At 61.4% G+C, this 15733-nt stretch carries 18 protein-coding genes; 4 read left to right on the plus strand and 14 right to left on the minus strand.

Annotated elements, in window-relative coordinates; genetic code table 11:
* Positions 1 to 5 precede the first annotated feature (5 nt).
* From K6N12_RS06875 to K6N12_RS06890, 4 genes are all read right to left on the minus strand, one after another.
* Positions 6 to 1493: an ArnT family glycosyltransferase gene (locus tag K6N12_RS06875; RefSeq protein ID WP_097629486.1), complete on the minus strand. Its 1488-nt coding sequence runs from the start codon at positions 1491 to 1493 to the stop codon at positions 6 to 8.
* Positions 1494 to 2993, minus strand: a complete 1500-nt coding sequence (locus K6N12_RS06880) for a glycosyltransferase family 39 protein (RefSeq protein ID WP_097629487.1) — start codon at positions 2991 to 2993, stop codon at positions 1494 to 1496. It lies immediately after the preceding gene.
* Positions 2994 to 3005: 12 nt separating this feature from the next.
* Complete coding sequence (locus K6N12_RS06885) at positions 3006 to 4022, minus strand: glycosyltransferase family 2 protein (RefSeq protein WP_097629488.1); 1017 nt, start codon at positions 4020 to 4022, stop codon at positions 3006 to 3008.
* Between the two features lie 138 nt (positions 4023 to 4160).
* The gene (locus K6N12_RS06890) at positions 4161 to 5654 is read right to left on the minus strand and encodes an ArnT family glycosyltransferase (protein ID WP_097629489.1); all 1494 of its coding nucleotides are present in this window, start codon (positions 5652 to 5654) and stop codon (positions 4161 to 4163) included.
* A 178-nt stretch (positions 5655 to 5832) separates the two neighbouring features.
* On the opposite strand from K6N12_RS06890, the gene K6N12_RS06895 reads away from it, so the two are divergent.
* A complete protein-coding gene (locus K6N12_RS06895; protein ID WP_097629490.1) occupies positions 5833 to 6795 on the plus strand; it encodes a lysylphosphatidylglycerol synthase domain-containing protein in 963 nt (320 codons plus the stop codon).
* Here the strand turns inward: K6N12_RS06895 and K6N12_RS06900 are convergent.
* The 4 genes from K6N12_RS06900 to K6N12_RS06915 are packed head-to-tail and all read right to left on the minus strand — an operon-like array spanning position 6763 to position 9102.
* Positions 6763 to 8004, minus strand: a complete 1242-nt coding sequence (locus K6N12_RS06900) for an RNA polymerase sigma factor (RefSeq protein ID WP_097629491.1) — start codon at positions 8002 to 8004, stop codon at positions 6763 to 6765. The genes K6N12_RS06895 and K6N12_RS06900 overlap by 33 nt on opposite strands.
* 9 nt (positions 8005 to 8013) lie before the next feature.
* Positions 8014 to 8373 carry a YciI family protein gene (locus K6N12_RS06905; protein ID WP_097629492.1) on the minus strand — a complete coding sequence of 120 codons (360 nt, stop codon included), beginning with the start codon at positions 8371 to 8373 and terminating at the stop codon, positions 8014 to 8016.
* Positions 8374 to 8375: 2 nt separating this feature from the next.
* Positions 8376 to 8735, minus strand: a complete 360-nt coding sequence (locus K6N12_RS06910; RefSeq protein ID WP_097629493.1) for a YciI family protein — start codon at positions 8733 to 8735, stop codon at positions 8376 to 8378.
* Positions 8736 to 8745: 10 nt separating this feature from the next.
* On the minus strand, positions 8746 to 9102 hold the full coding sequence (locus K6N12_RS06915) for a YciI family protein (RefSeq protein ID WP_097629494.1): 357 nt from the start codon (positions 9100 to 9102) through the stop codon (positions 8746 to 8748).
* A 155-nt stretch (positions 9103 to 9257) separates the two neighbouring features.
* Here K6N12_RS06915 and K6N12_RS06920 point away from each other — a divergent pair, with 155 nt between their 5' ends.
* Positions 9258 to 9473 carry a hypothetical protein gene (locus K6N12_RS06920; protein ID WP_097629495.1) on the plus strand — a complete coding sequence of 72 codons (216 nt, stop codon included), beginning with the start codon at positions 9258 to 9260 and terminating at the stop codon, positions 9471 to 9473.
* 9 nt (positions 9474 to 9482) lie between these two features.
* Here the strand turns inward: K6N12_RS06920 and K6N12_RS06925 are convergent, their stop codons facing one another.
* The 3 genes from K6N12_RS06925 to K6N12_RS06935 form a co-directional block, all read right to left on the minus strand.
* Entirely contained in the window at positions 9483 to 10985 is a 1503-nt protein-coding gene (locus K6N12_RS06925) for an AMP nucleosidase (protein ID WP_097629496.1), read from the minus strand.
* Between the two features lie 87 nt (positions 10986 to 11072).
* Complete coding sequence (locus K6N12_RS06930) at positions 11073 to 11252, minus strand: hypothetical protein (RefSeq protein ID WP_003587629.1); 180 nt, start codon at positions 11250 to 11252, stop codon at positions 11073 to 11075.
* Between the two features lie 265 nt (positions 11253 to 11517).
* On the minus strand, positions 11518 to 11856 hold the full coding sequence (locus K6N12_RS06935; protein ID WP_097629497.1) for a DUF2147 domain-containing protein: 339 nt from the start codon (positions 11854 to 11856) through the stop codon (positions 11518 to 11520).
* A 511-nt stretch (positions 11857 to 12367) separates the two neighbouring features.
* On the opposite strand from K6N12_RS06935, the gene K6N12_RS06940 reads away from it, so the two are divergent.
* Complete coding sequence (locus K6N12_RS06940; protein ID WP_003569238.1) at positions 12368 to 12634, plus strand: SEL1-like repeat protein; 267 nt, start codon at positions 12368 to 12370, stop codon at positions 12632 to 12634.
* 200 nt (positions 12635 to 12834) lie between these two features.
* Here the strand turns inward: K6N12_RS06940 and K6N12_RS06945 are convergent, their stop codons facing one another.
* From K6N12_RS06945 to K6N12_RS06955, 3 genes are all read right to left on the minus strand, one after another.
* Positions 12835 to 13947 (minus strand): pyridoxal phosphate-dependent aminotransferase, encoded by a 1113-nt coding sequence (locus K6N12_RS06945; protein WP_097629498.1) that lies wholly within the window; start codon positions 13945 to 13947, stop codon positions 12835 to 12837.
* A 105-nt stretch (positions 13948 to 14052) separates the two neighbouring features.
* The gene (locus tag K6N12_RS06950) at positions 14053 to 14454 is read right to left on the minus strand and encodes a pilus protein PilZ (protein ID WP_003569234.1); all 402 of its coding nucleotides are present in this window, start codon (positions 14452 to 14454) and stop codon (positions 14053 to 14055) included.
* Between the two features lie 241 nt (positions 14455 to 14695).
* Complete coding sequence (locus tag K6N12_RS06955) at positions 14696 to 15097, minus strand: DUF2177 family protein (protein WP_097629500.1); 402 nt, start codon at positions 15095 to 15097, stop codon at positions 14696 to 14698.
* A 159-nt stretch (positions 15098 to 15256) separates the two neighbouring features.
* Between K6N12_RS06955 and K6N12_RS06960 the strand changes: the two genes are divergently transcribed.
* Entirely contained in the window at positions 15257 to 15703 is a 447-nt protein-coding gene (locus K6N12_RS06960; RefSeq protein ID WP_097629514.1) for a baeRF12 domain-containing protein, read from the plus strand.
* Positions 15704 to 15733 lie beyond the last annotated feature (30 nt).

Raw genomic sequence — 15733 nt, forward strand, 5'->3', positions numbered from 1 at the left:
TTCGCTCAGTTCAGCTGGTTGATCCAGGCATAGCCGAAACGGTAGCTGTCGTCGCCGCGCCTGTAGAAATAGGGCACGTCGATCACCAATCCCTCAGGTGCGGATGCGCCGAGATTGGCTTGGAGCCATTGCGCCATATCAGGCGGGAGTGCTTCGCTGCCGCCCTTCTGCGGTATCAGCCAAACGAGGAGAAGTGGTCGCCGGCCGGTCAGATCGGGGTTGAAACCGGGATAATCGACGGAGAGGACCGGCGCGCCGGGAATATCCTGCCTGAGATTGCCGGCAAGCAGGCTGTCGCCGGCGAGGATCGCCGCCGGCTCGGCCTGTTTTCGCAAGCTTTCCAGCATCGTGGCATAGGGCCTGTTCAATCGTTCGTAATGACCGGAAAAGCGTGCCGCCGCGACGCTGGCGTAAAGGGCGGCCGGTACGCCGATCATGATGATGGCGACGGCGACCATGAAACGCCGGAAGGCCCTACCTGTCGTGACGCCGGCGGCCTCGATCTTCAAGCAGAAATAGAGCGGCAGGATGAAGAGCATCGGTACCAGCCAGCGATCCTTGATGCCGGCCGCGCCGCCGAAGACGATCAGAAAGAGAATGCCGATGAGGAAGACGAGCATCATCCGCTCGATGAGCTGCGTCCATTCCGAGCCGGCGGTGAGCGCCGGGCGAAGAGCGTTGCCGAAGACGATGGCGAAGATCGCCACGGTCAATCCGGCAAAGCTGATGATGGCCAGAGCAAGCGAGCTGACACCCATGGTGACCTGCATGAAATAGCTCGCATCACCGCTCGCGGTCATCTTCTCCAGCGTGCGGGCGGTGGCGAAATCGAGATTGTCCTTCAGCCAGAAGAGATGCGGCAGGACGATGATAAGCGCCACGACAGCGGTCAGTAGCAGCCGCCGGTCGAAGATGCGCTGCCGCAGACGCGCATCCGCCAGCGCGGCAATCAGCGCTGCCGCCGGCAGGATTGCGAAATTATATTTGGCCAGCAGGCCGAAACCGATGCCGATGCCGGCGATCAGATAGGAAGCAAGGCTCGGCTGCTTCAGGCTGCGGATGAAGCCGTAGAAGAAGATGCTGGCCGAGAAGAATACCGCGACTGTATGCGTCAGGTCGCGCTGCATCTCGAAAACCATCTGCGGGATGGTCAGCAGCCCCAGCGTCGATATCGCCACCAGCGCCCTGTCGCGCAGGACGAGCCGTGCGGTCAAGCCGTACAGCAGATAGGAGATGAACAGCAGAAGGTTCTTGACCACCGAAAGTGCGGCAAGCGACACGCCTGTAAATTGGAAGACGGTGTATTGCAGCCAGTTGTAGAAGGGCGGCTGCGGGCCGTAGCCGGCGGCAAGCCATTGCGAGCGGAAGGCCTGTTCGGCCTCGTCGAGATCGAGCGAATGCGAGGTCGCCAGCCGCACGCCGATCTGAAGCACGAAATAGGCGGCCAGCAGGACGAAAATCCAGCGGATGTCGCGGCTGTCGGTTTCGGTCATCTATCTGGTCCCCGGCTGAACCCAGGCATAGCCCAGCGCGAAATTATCGCCCTGGCGGCCGAAATAATAGGGAAGCGACAGCGAGCCGATCTCCTGCGACGCAATGCCCGCCGTTGCCAGTGCCGACGAAAACCGTTCCGGCATGACCGCATCGGCGGCCGTCGCCGTCTTCTTGCCGCGCCAGACGACCAGCACCGGTCCCTTCGCCTCGGCATAGGCGGGAATGCCCGGTGCCGGAAAATCCGGGATGATCACCGGCACATCGGGAAATTGCAGCCGCATGTTTCCGCCGATATAGGTGTCCGAGGCGATCACCAGCGCCGGTTCCGCCTGCCGCGTCATCTCGCGGGAAAGGCCCGCCATCGGCACGTTCGGCCTCGCGTAGACGCCGAACAGGCCGGCGCCGACGACACGCAGGCCGAGCGCGATCAGCACGCAAGCCATCAGCACGGGCAGTACCGGCCGGAGGCGGCGCAGCCCCGCGGAAAGGTCGATGCCGGCAGCCTGCATCTTCGCCAGGAAATAGATCGGCAGCACCAGCAGGAACGGGTCGAGCCAGCGCTCGCGCACGGTGGTGGAACCGGTGAAGAGCACGATGAGAACGATGCCGGCAAGGCTTGCGAGCATCATCCGCTCGATCATCCGGGTCCAGCGGTTGCCGGCCGAAACGGCACGAACAAAATCCCGGCGGAAAGCGGCGGCGAAGATGGCGACCGGCAGGGCCGCAAAGGCGATGATGGCGACGACAAAGGCGATGAGGCCTTTGCCGGCTCGCGCGATGCCGGCCGGTTCGTTGCCGGCGGCCATCTTCACCAGAGTATCGGAGGATGCGAATGCGAGATTGTCCCGCAGCCAGATCGCGTGCGGCAGGATGATGACGAGCGCGACGGCGATCGCCGCCAGCATGCGCCAGTCGATCGCCCTGCGCCGCCATTCGGCATCCGGGAGTATGGCGATCAAGGCAGCGGCCGGCATCAGCGCGAAATTATATTTCGAGATCAGCCCGATGCCCGTGGCAAGCCCGAGCAGCAGATAGCTGCCGATAGCGGGCCGGTCGAGCGTGCGGAAGAAGCCGTAGAGAAACAATGCGCTGGCAAAGAGCAGCGCCGTCGTGTGGGTCAGATCCTGCTGGGCCATAAAGGAGACCTGGGGCAGGGTGATCAGCGCCAGCATGCCGATGGCGGCAAGCGCCTGATCCTTTAAGACTTCGCGCCCGGCAAGGCCGTAAAAAAGGTAGCACAGGAAGAGCAGGATGTTCTTCGGCACGATCAGCGCGCCGATCGACATGCCCGTCACAGAAACGACGGCATATTGCATCCAGTTGTAGAAGGGCGGCTGTGGGCCGTAGCCCGCCAGCAGATATTGCGAGAAGAAGGATTGCTCTGCCTCGTCGAGCTCCAGCGAATGCGGAAGCGCGATGCGCAGCACGATGTTGAGCACGAAATAGGCCGCAAGCAGCAGGCCCGCGGTTTTGATCGTCCTCGTCGCGCGCTCCAGCATCGTGCTGCCGGCTTAGGCTTGGCTTCGATCGTCGAAGATCTGCCGCACGATATAGTTCGGCGAGGCATCGTCGCGGTAGTAAGTGCGCGCGATCATCTCCGCCAGGATGCCGGTTGTGATCATCTGCACCGACGACAGCAGCAGCACGACGCCGACCATCAGCATCGGGCGCGTGCCGATATCGTTGCCCATGATGAACTTGTCGAAGCCGAGATAGAGGAGGATCAGCATGGCGACCGCGCCGAGGCCAAGTCCCAGCGAGCCGAAGAAATGCCCGGGCCGGGCCTTGTAGCGCATGAAGAACATCACCGACAACAGGTCGAGGATGACGCGGAAGGTGCGCGAGATACCGTATTTCGAAACGCCGTGCTCGCGGGCATGGTGGGTGACGGCCATCTCTCCGATGCGCGAGCTCGGGACGACGCCCGCCACCCAGGCCGGGATGAAGCGGTGCATTTCGCCCATCAGCTTCACCTGCTTGATGATCGAGGCACGATAGATCTTCAGGCTGCAGCCGTAATCGTGCAGCTTGACGCCGGTGATGCGGCCGATCAGGTAGTTGGCGCACCAGGATGGGATCTTACGCAGGAACAGACCGTCCTTGCGGTTCTTGCGCCATCCCACCAGGAGGTCGAGTTCACGCCGTTCCAATTCGGCGACCATCGAAGGAATGTCCTTCGGATCGTTCTGCAGGTCGCCGTCCATCGTTGCGATCAGGCGGCCCTGGGCGGTGTCGATACCGGCCTGCATGGCGGCGGTCTGGCCGAAATTGCGCTGCAGCTCGACGATCCTGAGCGCCAGCCCTTCGCGTCCGACGAATTTGCGGGCGTTGACGAGCGTCGCATCCGTGCTGCCGTCGTCGATGAGGATCAACTCCCAGTGATGGGGATAGCCGGCCATCGCAGCCACGACGCGCTCGACGAGCGGACCGACGCTTTCCTCTTCGTTGAAAATGGGCACGACCAGCGACAGCTCGAGCGATTGTACCGGATCAGTCGTACCGCGCATGGGCTCTACGGTTGTCTGCAACTTTCATCTCCAAAAGGCCGGACGGCCAGGCAATCTTTACTGCCGCCGCCGCGCTTGCGGAAGGCTAGTACATGAAGTGTCCGCCGGTTGCCAGCGGACAATGCCGGTTTCCCCGCAATCGGCCGACCTGTGGGAACGCTATTTCGCGCCCCCCTCCACCCAGGAATAACCGATGGAGAAACTGCGTTTGCCGTCACCGAAGAGATAGGGCAGCGTCAGCGTGTTCAACTCCTGCAGATGAATGCCCGATCTCACCAGATCGTTGGCAAAGCCGGGGGAAATTGTCGGGTCATCTGCGGTCTCGCCGCGCCAGATAACCAGCACCGGCCCCTTCGCCGTCGCATATTCGGGAACCCCGGAACCCGGGAAGAACGGTATCACCACCGGAACATCGGGTAGTTGAAGCTTCATATTGCCGGCGACGAACTTGGTTCCAGCCACGATGAGAACCGGCTTGCGGGTCGCGGTCAGTTCGGCGACGTAGCCGGCGAAGGGGACGTTCGTTCTCGTATAGGTGCCGATGTATTGAATGCCGATGATCCGGAAGAGAAGGATCGACAGGATGATCACCATGAACACCGGTACGACGGGGCGGAAGCGCGCAAGGCCGGCGGAAAGATCGACATCTGCGGTTTTCAGTTTCAGGAACAGATAGATCGGCAGGACGAGCAGGCAGGGGTCGAGCCAGCGCTCGTGAATATCGCTTGCGCCGGCGACGAGGATCACGCCGACGAAAGCGAGCAGGCTGACGAGCATCATCCGCTCGATCACCCGGATCATCGGGCTGGACGAGGACAGCGCGCGAAAGAAATCCCGCCGAAAGGCGGCGGCAAGCAGAACGATCGGCAATGCGACGAAGCCGAGCACGGCGATGAGGAGAGATAATAGTCCTTGTCCGATACGGGGGATGCCTGCAGGCGCCACATGTTCGGCGGTCATCCGCTCCAGTGTCGGCGCAGAGGCGCTGAGGAGATTGTCGGGCAGCCAGAGCGCATGCGGCAGCACGATCAGGATGGCGACGACGATCGCCGGCAGCAAGCGCCAGTCGATGAGGCGGCTGCGCCACTCACGGTCCGGCAGCACGGCGATGAGCGCTGAGGCCGGCAGGATGGCGAAATTATATTTCGAGATCAGCCCGATGCCGGTGGCGATGCCGATGACCAGGAAGCTTGTAATCGTCGGCTGGCGCAGTGTACGGAAAAAACCGAAGAGGAAGAGCGAGGTCGCAAACAAGAGCGCGACGGTATGTGTCAATTCGCGCTGCGCCATCAGACCCACCTGCGGCAGCGTAATCAGGCTCAGCATGGCGACGGCTGCGAGCGAACGGTTCTTCAGCACCTCGCGGGCGGCAAGCCCATAGAATACATAGCAGCCGAAGAGAATGATGTTCTTCGGGACCGAGAGCACCCACATCGATATGCCGGTCACCGAAACGATGGCATATTGGATCCAGTTGTAGAACGGCGGTTGCGGGCCGTAGCCTGCAAGCAGGTATTGCGAATAGAAGGATTGCTCGGCCTCGTCGAGATCGAGCGTATGCGGCAAGGCGATGCGAAGCGCGATATTGAGCAGGAAATAGGCTGCCAGAAAAAGGCTTGCGCTCGGAATGTTTCTGGTAATCCGCTCCAACATCGATCTCCACGTCAAGCCGGCAAGGCGAGTGATTTAGCGGTCAGCGCTCGGATCGTCGGCGGGGAAGCGTGTTCGCCGCCATCGCCCATCAACTCCGCCGTTGTGCGCAACCGTCATTTCTCCTAAAAGGCCTGGCGAACGGGGCCGATGCCGACGCCAAGCGAGGAATGCCTACTACATGAAGAGTTCGATCGTTGAAAGCCGGCAATCCTGGTTTATGCGCAATCGCATGACGGTGCTGACGGTCGTCATTGTCGCAGCCTATGCCCTCTTCATCCAATGGTTCTGGGGTTGGCCCGTCATTATCCGGCAGTGGGCCGATGTCGGCGCCGGCCCGGTGATCGGCGCGCTGGTGCTGTTGACGAGCACCTATTTCCTGCGCACCTGGCGCATCTATGACTACTTTCCGAAGGAGACGGCCGGCCGGTTCGCCGTCCTCTTCCGCGTCACGCAGATCCACAACCTGTTGAACATCATGCTGCCCTTCCGCACCGGCGAGACCAGCTTTCCACTGCTGATGCGCTCGGAGTTCGGCATTCCGCTGACGCGTGCAACTTCGGCACTCCTCGTCATGCGGCTGCTCGACCTGCACGCGCTTGTCGCTGCCGCCGGCATCGGTTTTGCCATCGCCTCCGCCGATCCGATCGTTGCCTGGTCGCTCTGGACCGGCTTTCTGCTGCTGCCGGTCGCAGCCTTTGCCGCCCGCAAGCCGCTGCTGCGCCTCGCTGCCAGGCTGCTGCCGGAAAAGGCGCGGAAATTCGTCGCCGAGATCGAAAACGGTTTGCCGCTCGATGCCGTCGCCTTTGCGCGCGCCTGGGCGATGACCATCGTCAACTGGCTGGTAAAGGTCATGGTGCTGGCCTGGGCGCTCGGCCTGATGGGCGTGCTGCCGATGGCGGCAAGCTTCGGCGGCGCGCTCGGCGGCGAGCTTTCCTCCGTGCTGCCGGTCCATGCGCCGGGCGGCGTCGGCACCTATCCGGCCGGCATCACCGCCGGCGCCATTGCTCTCGGGGCTTCGAGCGAGCGGCTGGCCCTGGCCGCGCTCGCCCAGGCCAGCGTCAATGCCCACCTGCTGATCATCGTCTCGGCGCTCACCGGCACGGCGATCTCACTGCCGCTCGGGCGTCGCGGCAAGCTCTGAAATCCGCTTTCTTAAGAAGACCTGCTCCGGCTCCTGCCGGCAGAGCGACAGCGCTTTCTCATAGGCTGCGATCGCCTCCTGCCTCCGGCCAAGGCGGCGCAGGAAATCGGCGCGCGCCGAATGGGCGAGATGATAGGTCTGCAGTTCCCGGCGCTCCAGAATGGCGTCGATCAGTTCCAGCCCCTTCGCCGGCCCCTCCGCCATCGCGATCGCCACGGCGCGGTTGAGCTCGACGATCGGGGAGGGCTGGGCCGTCAGAAGCAGATCGTAGTAGAAGGCGATCCGCCGCCAGTCGGTCTCTTCCGCAACCGGTGCCCTGGCATGCTCGGCGGCGATCGCCGCCTGCAGCGTATAGCTGCCGATCTCTCCCGCTCTCATTGTTTCGGCAAGCAGCGCCAGGCCTTCCCCAATCTTCGCATGATCCCAGAGCGAGCGGTCCTGATCGGCAAGCAGCACCAGCGCCCCCCGCTCGCTGCTGCGGGCGGTGCGGCGGGACTCCTGCAGCAGCATCAGCGCCAGCAGGCCGGAGACGTCGGGATGCGGCAGCAGCGCCAGAAGCAGCCGTGCCAGACGGATTGCCTCTGCGGTCAGGTCGGCACGGACCACGTCTTCGCCCGAAGAAGCGGAATAGCCCTCGTTGAAGACAAGGTAGATCACGTGCAGAACCTGCTCGAGCCGCTGCGGCAGCGCCTCGTGGCCCGGCACCTCGTAGGGGATCTTCTCAGCCCGAATCCTGCCTTTGGCGCGGACGATCCGCTGGGCAATCGTCGGTGCCGGCACGAGGAAGGCATGGGCGATTTCTTCGGTGGTCAGTCCGCAGATTTCCCGAAGCGCCATTGCCATCTGCGCATCGGCAGGAATGGCGGGATGGCAGCAGGTGAAAATCAGCCGTAGCATGTCGTCCTCGATCGGTTCCATGTCGCTGATGTAAGTTGCCTCGGGCGTGTAGAGGCTGTCCTCGATGTGGTGCTGCGAAGCATCGAAACGCGCCCGCCGCCGGATCGTGTCGATTGCCTTGAAGCGGCCCGCCGAGACCAGCCAGGCGAAGGGGTTGCCGGGAATGCCGTCCGCCGGCCATGTCTTGGCGGCCGCGGCAAAGGCGTCGTGGAGCGCTTCCTCGGCCCGGTCGAAATCGCCGAGCAGGCGGATCAGCGTCGCCAGCACCCGGCGCGACTGTGTTCGGTAGATCTCGTCGATCACGTTTTCCAATCTGGCACCTCAGTCCGGCAGCGTCAGCATCCGCACGGGCCGCAGTTCGACCGCGCCGAAGCGCGCCGAGGGGATCCGCCCGGCAATTTCTTTTGCCGCCGCCATGTCAGGCGCCTCGATGACGTAGAAGCCCGCCAGATGTTCCTTCGTCTCGACATAAGGGCCGTCGGTCGCAGACAGCGCACTGTTTCGCACACGCAGCACGGTCGCCTTGTCGGGCATCTCTAGCGCATCGGCATGGATCATGATGCCGTCGCGGCGCAGTTCCTCGTCGAAGGCGAAATGCGCTTTGATAAGGTCATCGGTTTCATCAGGTGTCAGCGTGCCGTCGGTATCGGCGCAATTGTAGATCAGGCAGATGTAGCGCATGCCTATCTCCCATCCTGAATGGAATAGGCCGGGCGCACTTCGATCGAGCAATATTTGAGGATGGGAAAACTGGAGGCGATGGTCTTCGCCTCCTCGATATTCTCGGCTTCGATCAACACAAAACCGCCGAGATGCTCTTTGATCTCGGCAAACGGTCCATCGGTCGCGGAGACTTCGCCATTGTGCAGACGGACCGTGATCGCCATTGACGGCTCATGCAAGGCGAACGCCGCTTGCAGATGACCGCTGTCGCGCCAGCGATTGTCGCTGGCGATGCATTCCTGTGTGAGCGCATCCCATTCGCTCTGAGGGACCAGCTTGCTTTTTTCCGTGTCGAACCAGATCTGGCATAAAAACTTCATTGGTACCTCCTCATTGAGCTGCGAATTCGTGAATGGGCCGCACCTCGATCGAGCCGAGCCTGGCAAGTGGGATGCCGGCGGCAATGCGGATCGCGTCGTTGAGGTCCTTGGCCTCGATCAGGATGAAGCCGCCGAGCGCCTCCTTGGTCTCGACGAAGGGACCGTCCGTGACCGACATTTCGCCGCTGCGCACCCGGACCGTCACCGCCGATTTCGGCGGCTGCAGCGCCTGGGCGACGATCATATTCCCGCTTTCAGCGAGATCCTTGTCGTAGTTCAGCGAATTCGCGTCGAGCTCGGCCTTCTCTTCTTTCGTCATGGCGTCGAGTATCGCGCCGTCGAACCACACCTGACAGAGATATTTCATCGCAGGCAGCCTCCTTTGCCGTGTTCCATACCCCTGGACGAACGACCTCCGTACATTTCGACAGCGGCGGAAAAAAATCTTTGTGCCGGTCAGGTGTCGAAATCGCAAGGCAGCACTCGACAAGGCTTCATCGAAACCTGTCGAGGAGAACTGAAATGAGCATTCTTGAAATCGCGCTGGCAAGCCAGATCTGGGCACGCCGCCATGAAAAGCGTCAGCCTAAGTTCGATGAAAGCGACGGTCTGAAGATTCTCCAGCGCACCGCTTTCGCCTTCATCGCCTTCACCCTGCTGATATCAGGGCTGAATGCCGCCGCCGGCAGACCGCAGATGCTTGCGGACCACCCAGCACCTGTCGTGGCGGGACGGTGAGGAAACCGCCTATTGGAAGGCGGTTTCGAAGAAGCTGCGCAGTTTGCGTGAATGCAGCGCTTCCGTCGGCATGGCGGCGAGCTTCTGCACGGCGCGGATGCCGATCTGCAGATGCTGGTTGACCTGCGTGCGGTAGAAGGCGGTCGCCATGCCCGGCAGCTTCAATTCGCCGTGCAGCGGCTTGTCGGAGACACAGAGCAGCGTGCCGTAGGGCACGCGGAAGCGGAAGCCGTTGGCGGCGATCGTCGCCGACTCCATGTCGAGCGCGATGGCGCGCGCCTGCGAGAGCCGCTTCACCGGCCCGCGCTGGTCGCGCAGTTCCCAGTTGCGGTTGTCGATGGTGCCGACGGTGCCGGTGCGCATGATGCGTTTCAGCTCGAAGCCCTCGTAGCCGGTGATTTCGGCAACGGCTGCCTCCAGCGCCACCTGCACTTCGGCGAGCGCCGGGATAGGCACCCAGACCGGCAGGTCGTCATCGAGCACATGGTCTTCGCGCATATAGGCATGGGCAAGCACGTAGTCGCCCAGCCGCTGGCTGTTGCGCAGACCGGCGCAGTGGCCGAGCATCAGCCAGGCATGCGGGCGCAGCACCGCGACGTGGTCGGTGATCGTCTTGGCGTTGGAGGGGCCGACGCCGATATTGATCATAGTGATCCCGGCATGCCCCTTCTTCTTCAGATGGTAGGCCGGCATCTGCGGCAGGCGGGCGAGTGCCGCATCCGTTTCCGGCGCGCTCGAGCCCGGCAGGGTGACGATGTTGCCGGGCTCGACGAAGGCGGTGTAGCCGTCGCCGCCCTCCGCCATCAGCTTGCGCGCCCAGCTGCAGAATTCATCGATATAGAACTGGTAGTTCGTAAACAGCACGAAATTCTGGAAGTGCTCGGCATGCGTCGCGGTATAATGCGACAGACGGGCGAGCGAATAGTCGATGCGTTGCGCGGTGAACGGCGCAAGCGGCGAGGGCTCTCCCGGCGGCGGGATATATTCGCCATTGGCGATCTCGTCGTCGGTGGTGTTGAGATCCGGCGTGTCGAAAATATCGCGCATCGGAATGTCGATGAAGGCGTTGGTCGATGCTTCCACATGCGCACCCTCGCCGAAGGCGAAGTGCAAGGGGATCGGCGTCGTCGATTCCGAAACGATGACCGGAACATTGTGGCTCTTCACCAGGAGCGCCAACTGCTCCTTCAAGTAATGTTTGAAGAGCTTCGGCCGGGTGACCGTCGTCGTATAGATGCCCGGTGCCGTGACGTGGCCGTAGGAAAGGCGCGAATCGACGTGGCCGAAGCTTGTCGTCTCGATGCTGACCTGGGGATAGAAAGCACGGTAGCGCGAGGAGATCGGAGCGCCTTGCGCAAGCTCGGTGAAGCTCTTGATCAGGAACGCTGTATTGCGCTCGTAAAGCGCCGTCAGCGCTTCCACCGCCTTGGCGGGATCATCAAAGCTCTGAGGCTGGAAAGGAGGTGGCGAAGATATGTCGAGCGGCGACAAAGGGGAGATTCGTTTGTTCATGACGCATTATAGAGACTTGTTTTTGACAAGCAAACGACGCGCCCCGGCGGAATCTGATTATTTTATCCTCTTTGGTGTCGGATATCGTCAGTGCACCGATGGCGCGCAGAAAGTGCCGTTTCGTTCCAGGCAGGTATAGCTCGCGCCGAAATGCGACTGTGCGCCACCTCCGCCATTATGCACCACCACCGCCGAAAACGTGACAGCGAAGATCGCCGCAAACAGTGTGATAATGCTGAACCGTTTTGCCAGGATATACATGTCCATCGCCGTTCCCCCCGATACGCAACTCTATCGTGACAACAGTTTTGCCATGGGGCGGCTGAATGAGTGCTGAGATACCGGTTCATCCACCGTTCACCTTGCCGGGCACGCTGGGGGCGGGATCGGGAGAGAAGAGGGTTTTTCAGGGCCACGCTCCCACGCGTTAGGCTTTCCCGCGGCGTCCGGGCGAAGGGGCAGAAAGGCCGCGGGAATGCCGGTGCATCGGCATTCCCGCGTCTGATGATCGTTGTTGAACTGCCTGATGCGCTCAGAGCCGCGTCCAGGTCTGTGACTTGCAGAGCACTTTCATCACGCAGCCCTGCATCCTCAGCGAATTGCCGGAAATCTTGCCCGAGCCGCTATAGGTCTTGTCGGCGGCCGGGTCGGTGATCTCCCCGGCATAGCTGCCGCCGGTTCCCGCAAGCGTGCCGATCTTCCGGCCGGCATATTTACCGGTCTTCAACGTCACGCAATAACTGCCGCCGCAGGAGACGATCACTGCCGTGTCGCCGGCGGCTGTTTTCCAGCTGCCGACGATCGGCTCTTCAGCATGGGCGATGCCCGAGATCATTGCGATGGCGCTGGCGAGAACGAAGCTGCGGATCATCTTTTCCTCCATGATGTCCCTGATCGGGCGCGAAATTAACTGACGCGAACGTAAAGGTAAATATGCGTGGTCATTTTCCAGGCTAATGCATGTCGCCCGGCAGTGTGCAGCGGTCCCGGGATAACGACATGCATAAAAACAACAAGCTTTAGCGGCGGAAAAAGCGCCGAGAAACACTCATGCGGCGACCTTTCAAAATTTCGGCTGCTGATTTCATGATGAACGATCCCTTTATTTTCAGATCTGAATCTTTCGTAAAATTCGAGCGAAAATCCTTAAGCTACAAGGCATCTGATGTTTAACAAAAACCCAAATTTACCAAGCATTTGCACTTTGTTTGTCTAGAATTAATCATGCATTTTAGGCGTTTTTTGAAAGCCGTTCGGCATAGTGAAGCCATCAAACGAGCGGGGCAAACCCGCCGGACCGCAAGGGCCGCAAGCCGCGATAGACGGCAAGGCCCGGAGGTAAAACAGGGTAAGTCATAAACAGGCTAACAGGGATAAAACCGATGGCACGCTTTGAAATGCACAATGCTGAAACGGCCACCATGGGTGGCGACAACAGCGCCGATGTCTTCTGTGAAATGGGTCTGATGTATGCGACCGGCCGCGGCTGCGAAGTCGATCTGGTCGCAGCCCACAAATGGCTGAACATCGCCGCAATCAAGGGCAACGATCGCGCCGCCGAGCTTCGTGCGGATGTGGCCGCCGCCATGGACAAGATGCAGATCGTGGCGGCGCTGCGCGCCGCCCGCGAATGGATGACGGTCCACTGAACCTGTCCTGCCGACCCGGCGGGAATGGATATAAGAACCTCGGAAAGAGGGGAGCCGGCAGGGCGCTTTCGATGGGCCCGACGCCAGGAGAACGGAACCGCGGCCGGATCCTCCACCGGCCGCGGTTCTGCTGTTTTACATCAACTGTAAGAGCATGATGTCGCCCGAAAACCGCTGACACTTTTCGGCATCATGCTCTATCAGCCGATCTGTTTCAGCACCTGCGGCAGCGCGTCTTCGAACAGCGCCATATCCGCCTCCGGCCCGACGCTGACGCGAATGCAGCGATTGAGTGGCGCCACGCCGGGCATGCGGATGAAGACGCCGCGTTCCATCAGCCCGTCGACGATCGCCCGCGCATAGGCGCCATCGCGGCCGGCGTCGATCGCCACGAAATTCGTAGCCGAGGGCAGGGGCTCAAACCCGTTTGCCCGGGCGATGCCGCCGATCCGCTCCCGCGCCGCCTGGATTTTCCCGACTACCTCGGCGAGATAGGCCTGGTCCTTGAGAGCGGCAAGGGCTGCGGCCGTCGCCAGCCGGTTCATGCCGAAATGATTGCGGATCTTGTCGAAAGCCTGCGCCGTCCCGGCCGTCGAAATCACGTAACCGGTGCGTGAGCCGGCCAGTCCGTAGGCCTTGGAGAAGGTGCGGGTGCGAACGACGTTCGGCAGTTCGATCAGCGAGGCGATCGACGGCAGCGCGCTTGCCGGCCCGGTCTCGCTATAGGCCTCGTCGAGTACCATCAGCGTCGTCTCGGGCAGCGCCCGGGCGAAGGCGACGATCCTGTCGGCATCCCACCAGCTTCCCATCGGATTGTCGGGATTGGCGAAATAGACGAGCGGCGCGTTCTCCCGTTTGACGGCATCGAGCAGGCCGTCGAGATCCTCGCGGTCGTTGGCGTAAGGAACGGTCACAAGCCGGCCGCCGAAGCCGGCGACGTGGAAATTGAAGGTCGGATAGGCGCCGAGCGAGGTGACGACCGGCGCGCCGGGCTCGATCACCAGCCGGACGATCTGGCCGAGCAATTCGTCGATGCCGCTGCCGATGGCGATATTGGCAGCGGGGACGCCGAGATGGTCTGCAAGCGCGTGCCGGAGAGCGAAATTCTCCGGGTCATTGTATTTCCAGATATTGCCGGCCTCCTCGCGCATCGCTGCAAACACCGAAGGAGCGGGGCCGAAGCCATTCTCATTGGCGCCGATGCGAGCCGAAACGGCAAACCCGCGCTGGCGCTCGATCGCCTCGGGACCGACGAAGGGAACAGTGGAGGGCAGGGCGCTGGCAAGAGGCGTGAAGCGCGAAAAGGCGGACATGCGAAGGCAGTTTCCCGGATATGTTGACGATCGGCGCAACAATAGGCCCGGCCACCACCGACGCAAGCAACATTATTTCTGCAACCAGCTTGTTGTCGGCCTGTTTTACGCGCGGAAGATCGGCGCCCGCCGGGCGGCGATTGCTTCCATGTTGCCGACAAGGAAATCGGTGCGGACGACGCGGCGCAGAACTTCGGGGTCCATGATATTGATGAACCGCACCCCGATGCGTTCCTTGTGACGGTAGACCTCGGCACAGCCGATCCGGTAGGCGAGGCCGAGAATGTTGAGATAATAATGTTTCGGCAGGCCGGCGGTGGTCGACACGATGAACGTGGCGCCGCCTTGGGAGATATCGATGATCTCGGCGCTTCGCATCGAGACGCCGGTGAGGCATGGACGGACGGCGACGATACGGGCTGGCCGCTTGACGCTGAACTCTTCCCAGCGCAGGTCGTAGACAGCGGATTTGACCGTGGCAAGGTGTGTGGCGCGGAGCATAGACATTCACATTCTCCGTCAGTCAGGACGCATTTGGGGTCTTCATCACAAGCATGCGGGTCTTGATCACAAGCGAGCGGTCTTGATCACGATCAAGCGGGGTCTTGATCACGATCAAGGTCACACGAATGTTTTGCACATTCGTCAAGGATAAAATTACAATTTTAACGAGTTCAAACTTTGTTCCCAAGCGGGACGCCCCGATGTTCATTATCGGGACGCGGGCTTTCAACCGGAGGTCTCGTTTTCAGCCAAGGATTCTGACGGCGAGATATCCGCCGACGGCAGTCACCCCCGTCAGCAACGTGCCCCAGGCCATGTCAATGAGGCTCATCGTGAGCGGCCAGTTGCGGAGCGTTGCGAGATTGGTGATGTCGTAAGTGCCATAGGCCGCCAGTCCCAGAATGGCACCGTGGAGAAGGGCCGTGGCGATCGAGCCCGCTGATAATGCCGGCAGCACGGCAAGCACAACCACCGCGGCGGCAAAGAACAGATAAAACAGCGCGGCGACGGCAAGATTGGGCGAGGGCAGCATCAGCGCTCCCAGCTGGTCGCGATAAAAATTGCGCGCCACCAGTCCAAGCCAGATCCCGTCGCAGACGAGAAGGGTGAGAAAGGTGCCGGCATAAGCAAACAATGCTGTTTTCATCGTTGATCTCCGAACCTGTCTTTCTACGCGGCAACGGCCGATCGGATCGCTGTCCGATCGATTTTGCTGCAATTTTTGCGAACTCTTTCAATGGCCGGGCGTTCTGCCTTGATCGATGAAGCACGGCGCGCTTCGAATGACGACAGCGAGGAGTTGAAAATGACCAACGTCAAAATCCCTTGGGAATCATGGGTCGTGGTCTGCGACGGAGCCAAGGCTCTGATCATGCAGAATGCTGGCGACGCTCAACTGATGAACCTAAAGGTGCTTGAAACCCTGACGCAGCCGAGCGCGCCGGATCGCGAGATGGGCGCCGATAAGCCAGGCCGGACCCATGCCGCAGACGGCTTGAGCGGCAGCGCTGTTGAGGAGACCAGTTGGCAGGACCAGGCCGAAGCCGGATTTTTGAAACAGGTGGCCGAAAAGCTCGATGAGCTGGTGCAGAAGAAGAACGCCCGTCGCATCGTTATCGTTGCACCGCCAAAGGCGCTCGGTACATTGCGGCCGGCGCTTCGTGCCGACACGCAAGCCGCGATCACCGCGGAGGTGGCAAAAGATTATACCAATATGCCGGTGGACGAGATCGAGCGGCATCTCGCTGCTTGAGGGTAAGCCGATCTCCCAGACATCCAAAAC

It is taken from the genome of Rhizobium redzepovicii, from assembly GCF_019793435.1.
Lineage (GTDB): Bacteria > Pseudomonadota > Alphaproteobacteria > Rhizobiales > Rhizobiaceae > Rhizobium > Rhizobium redzepovicii.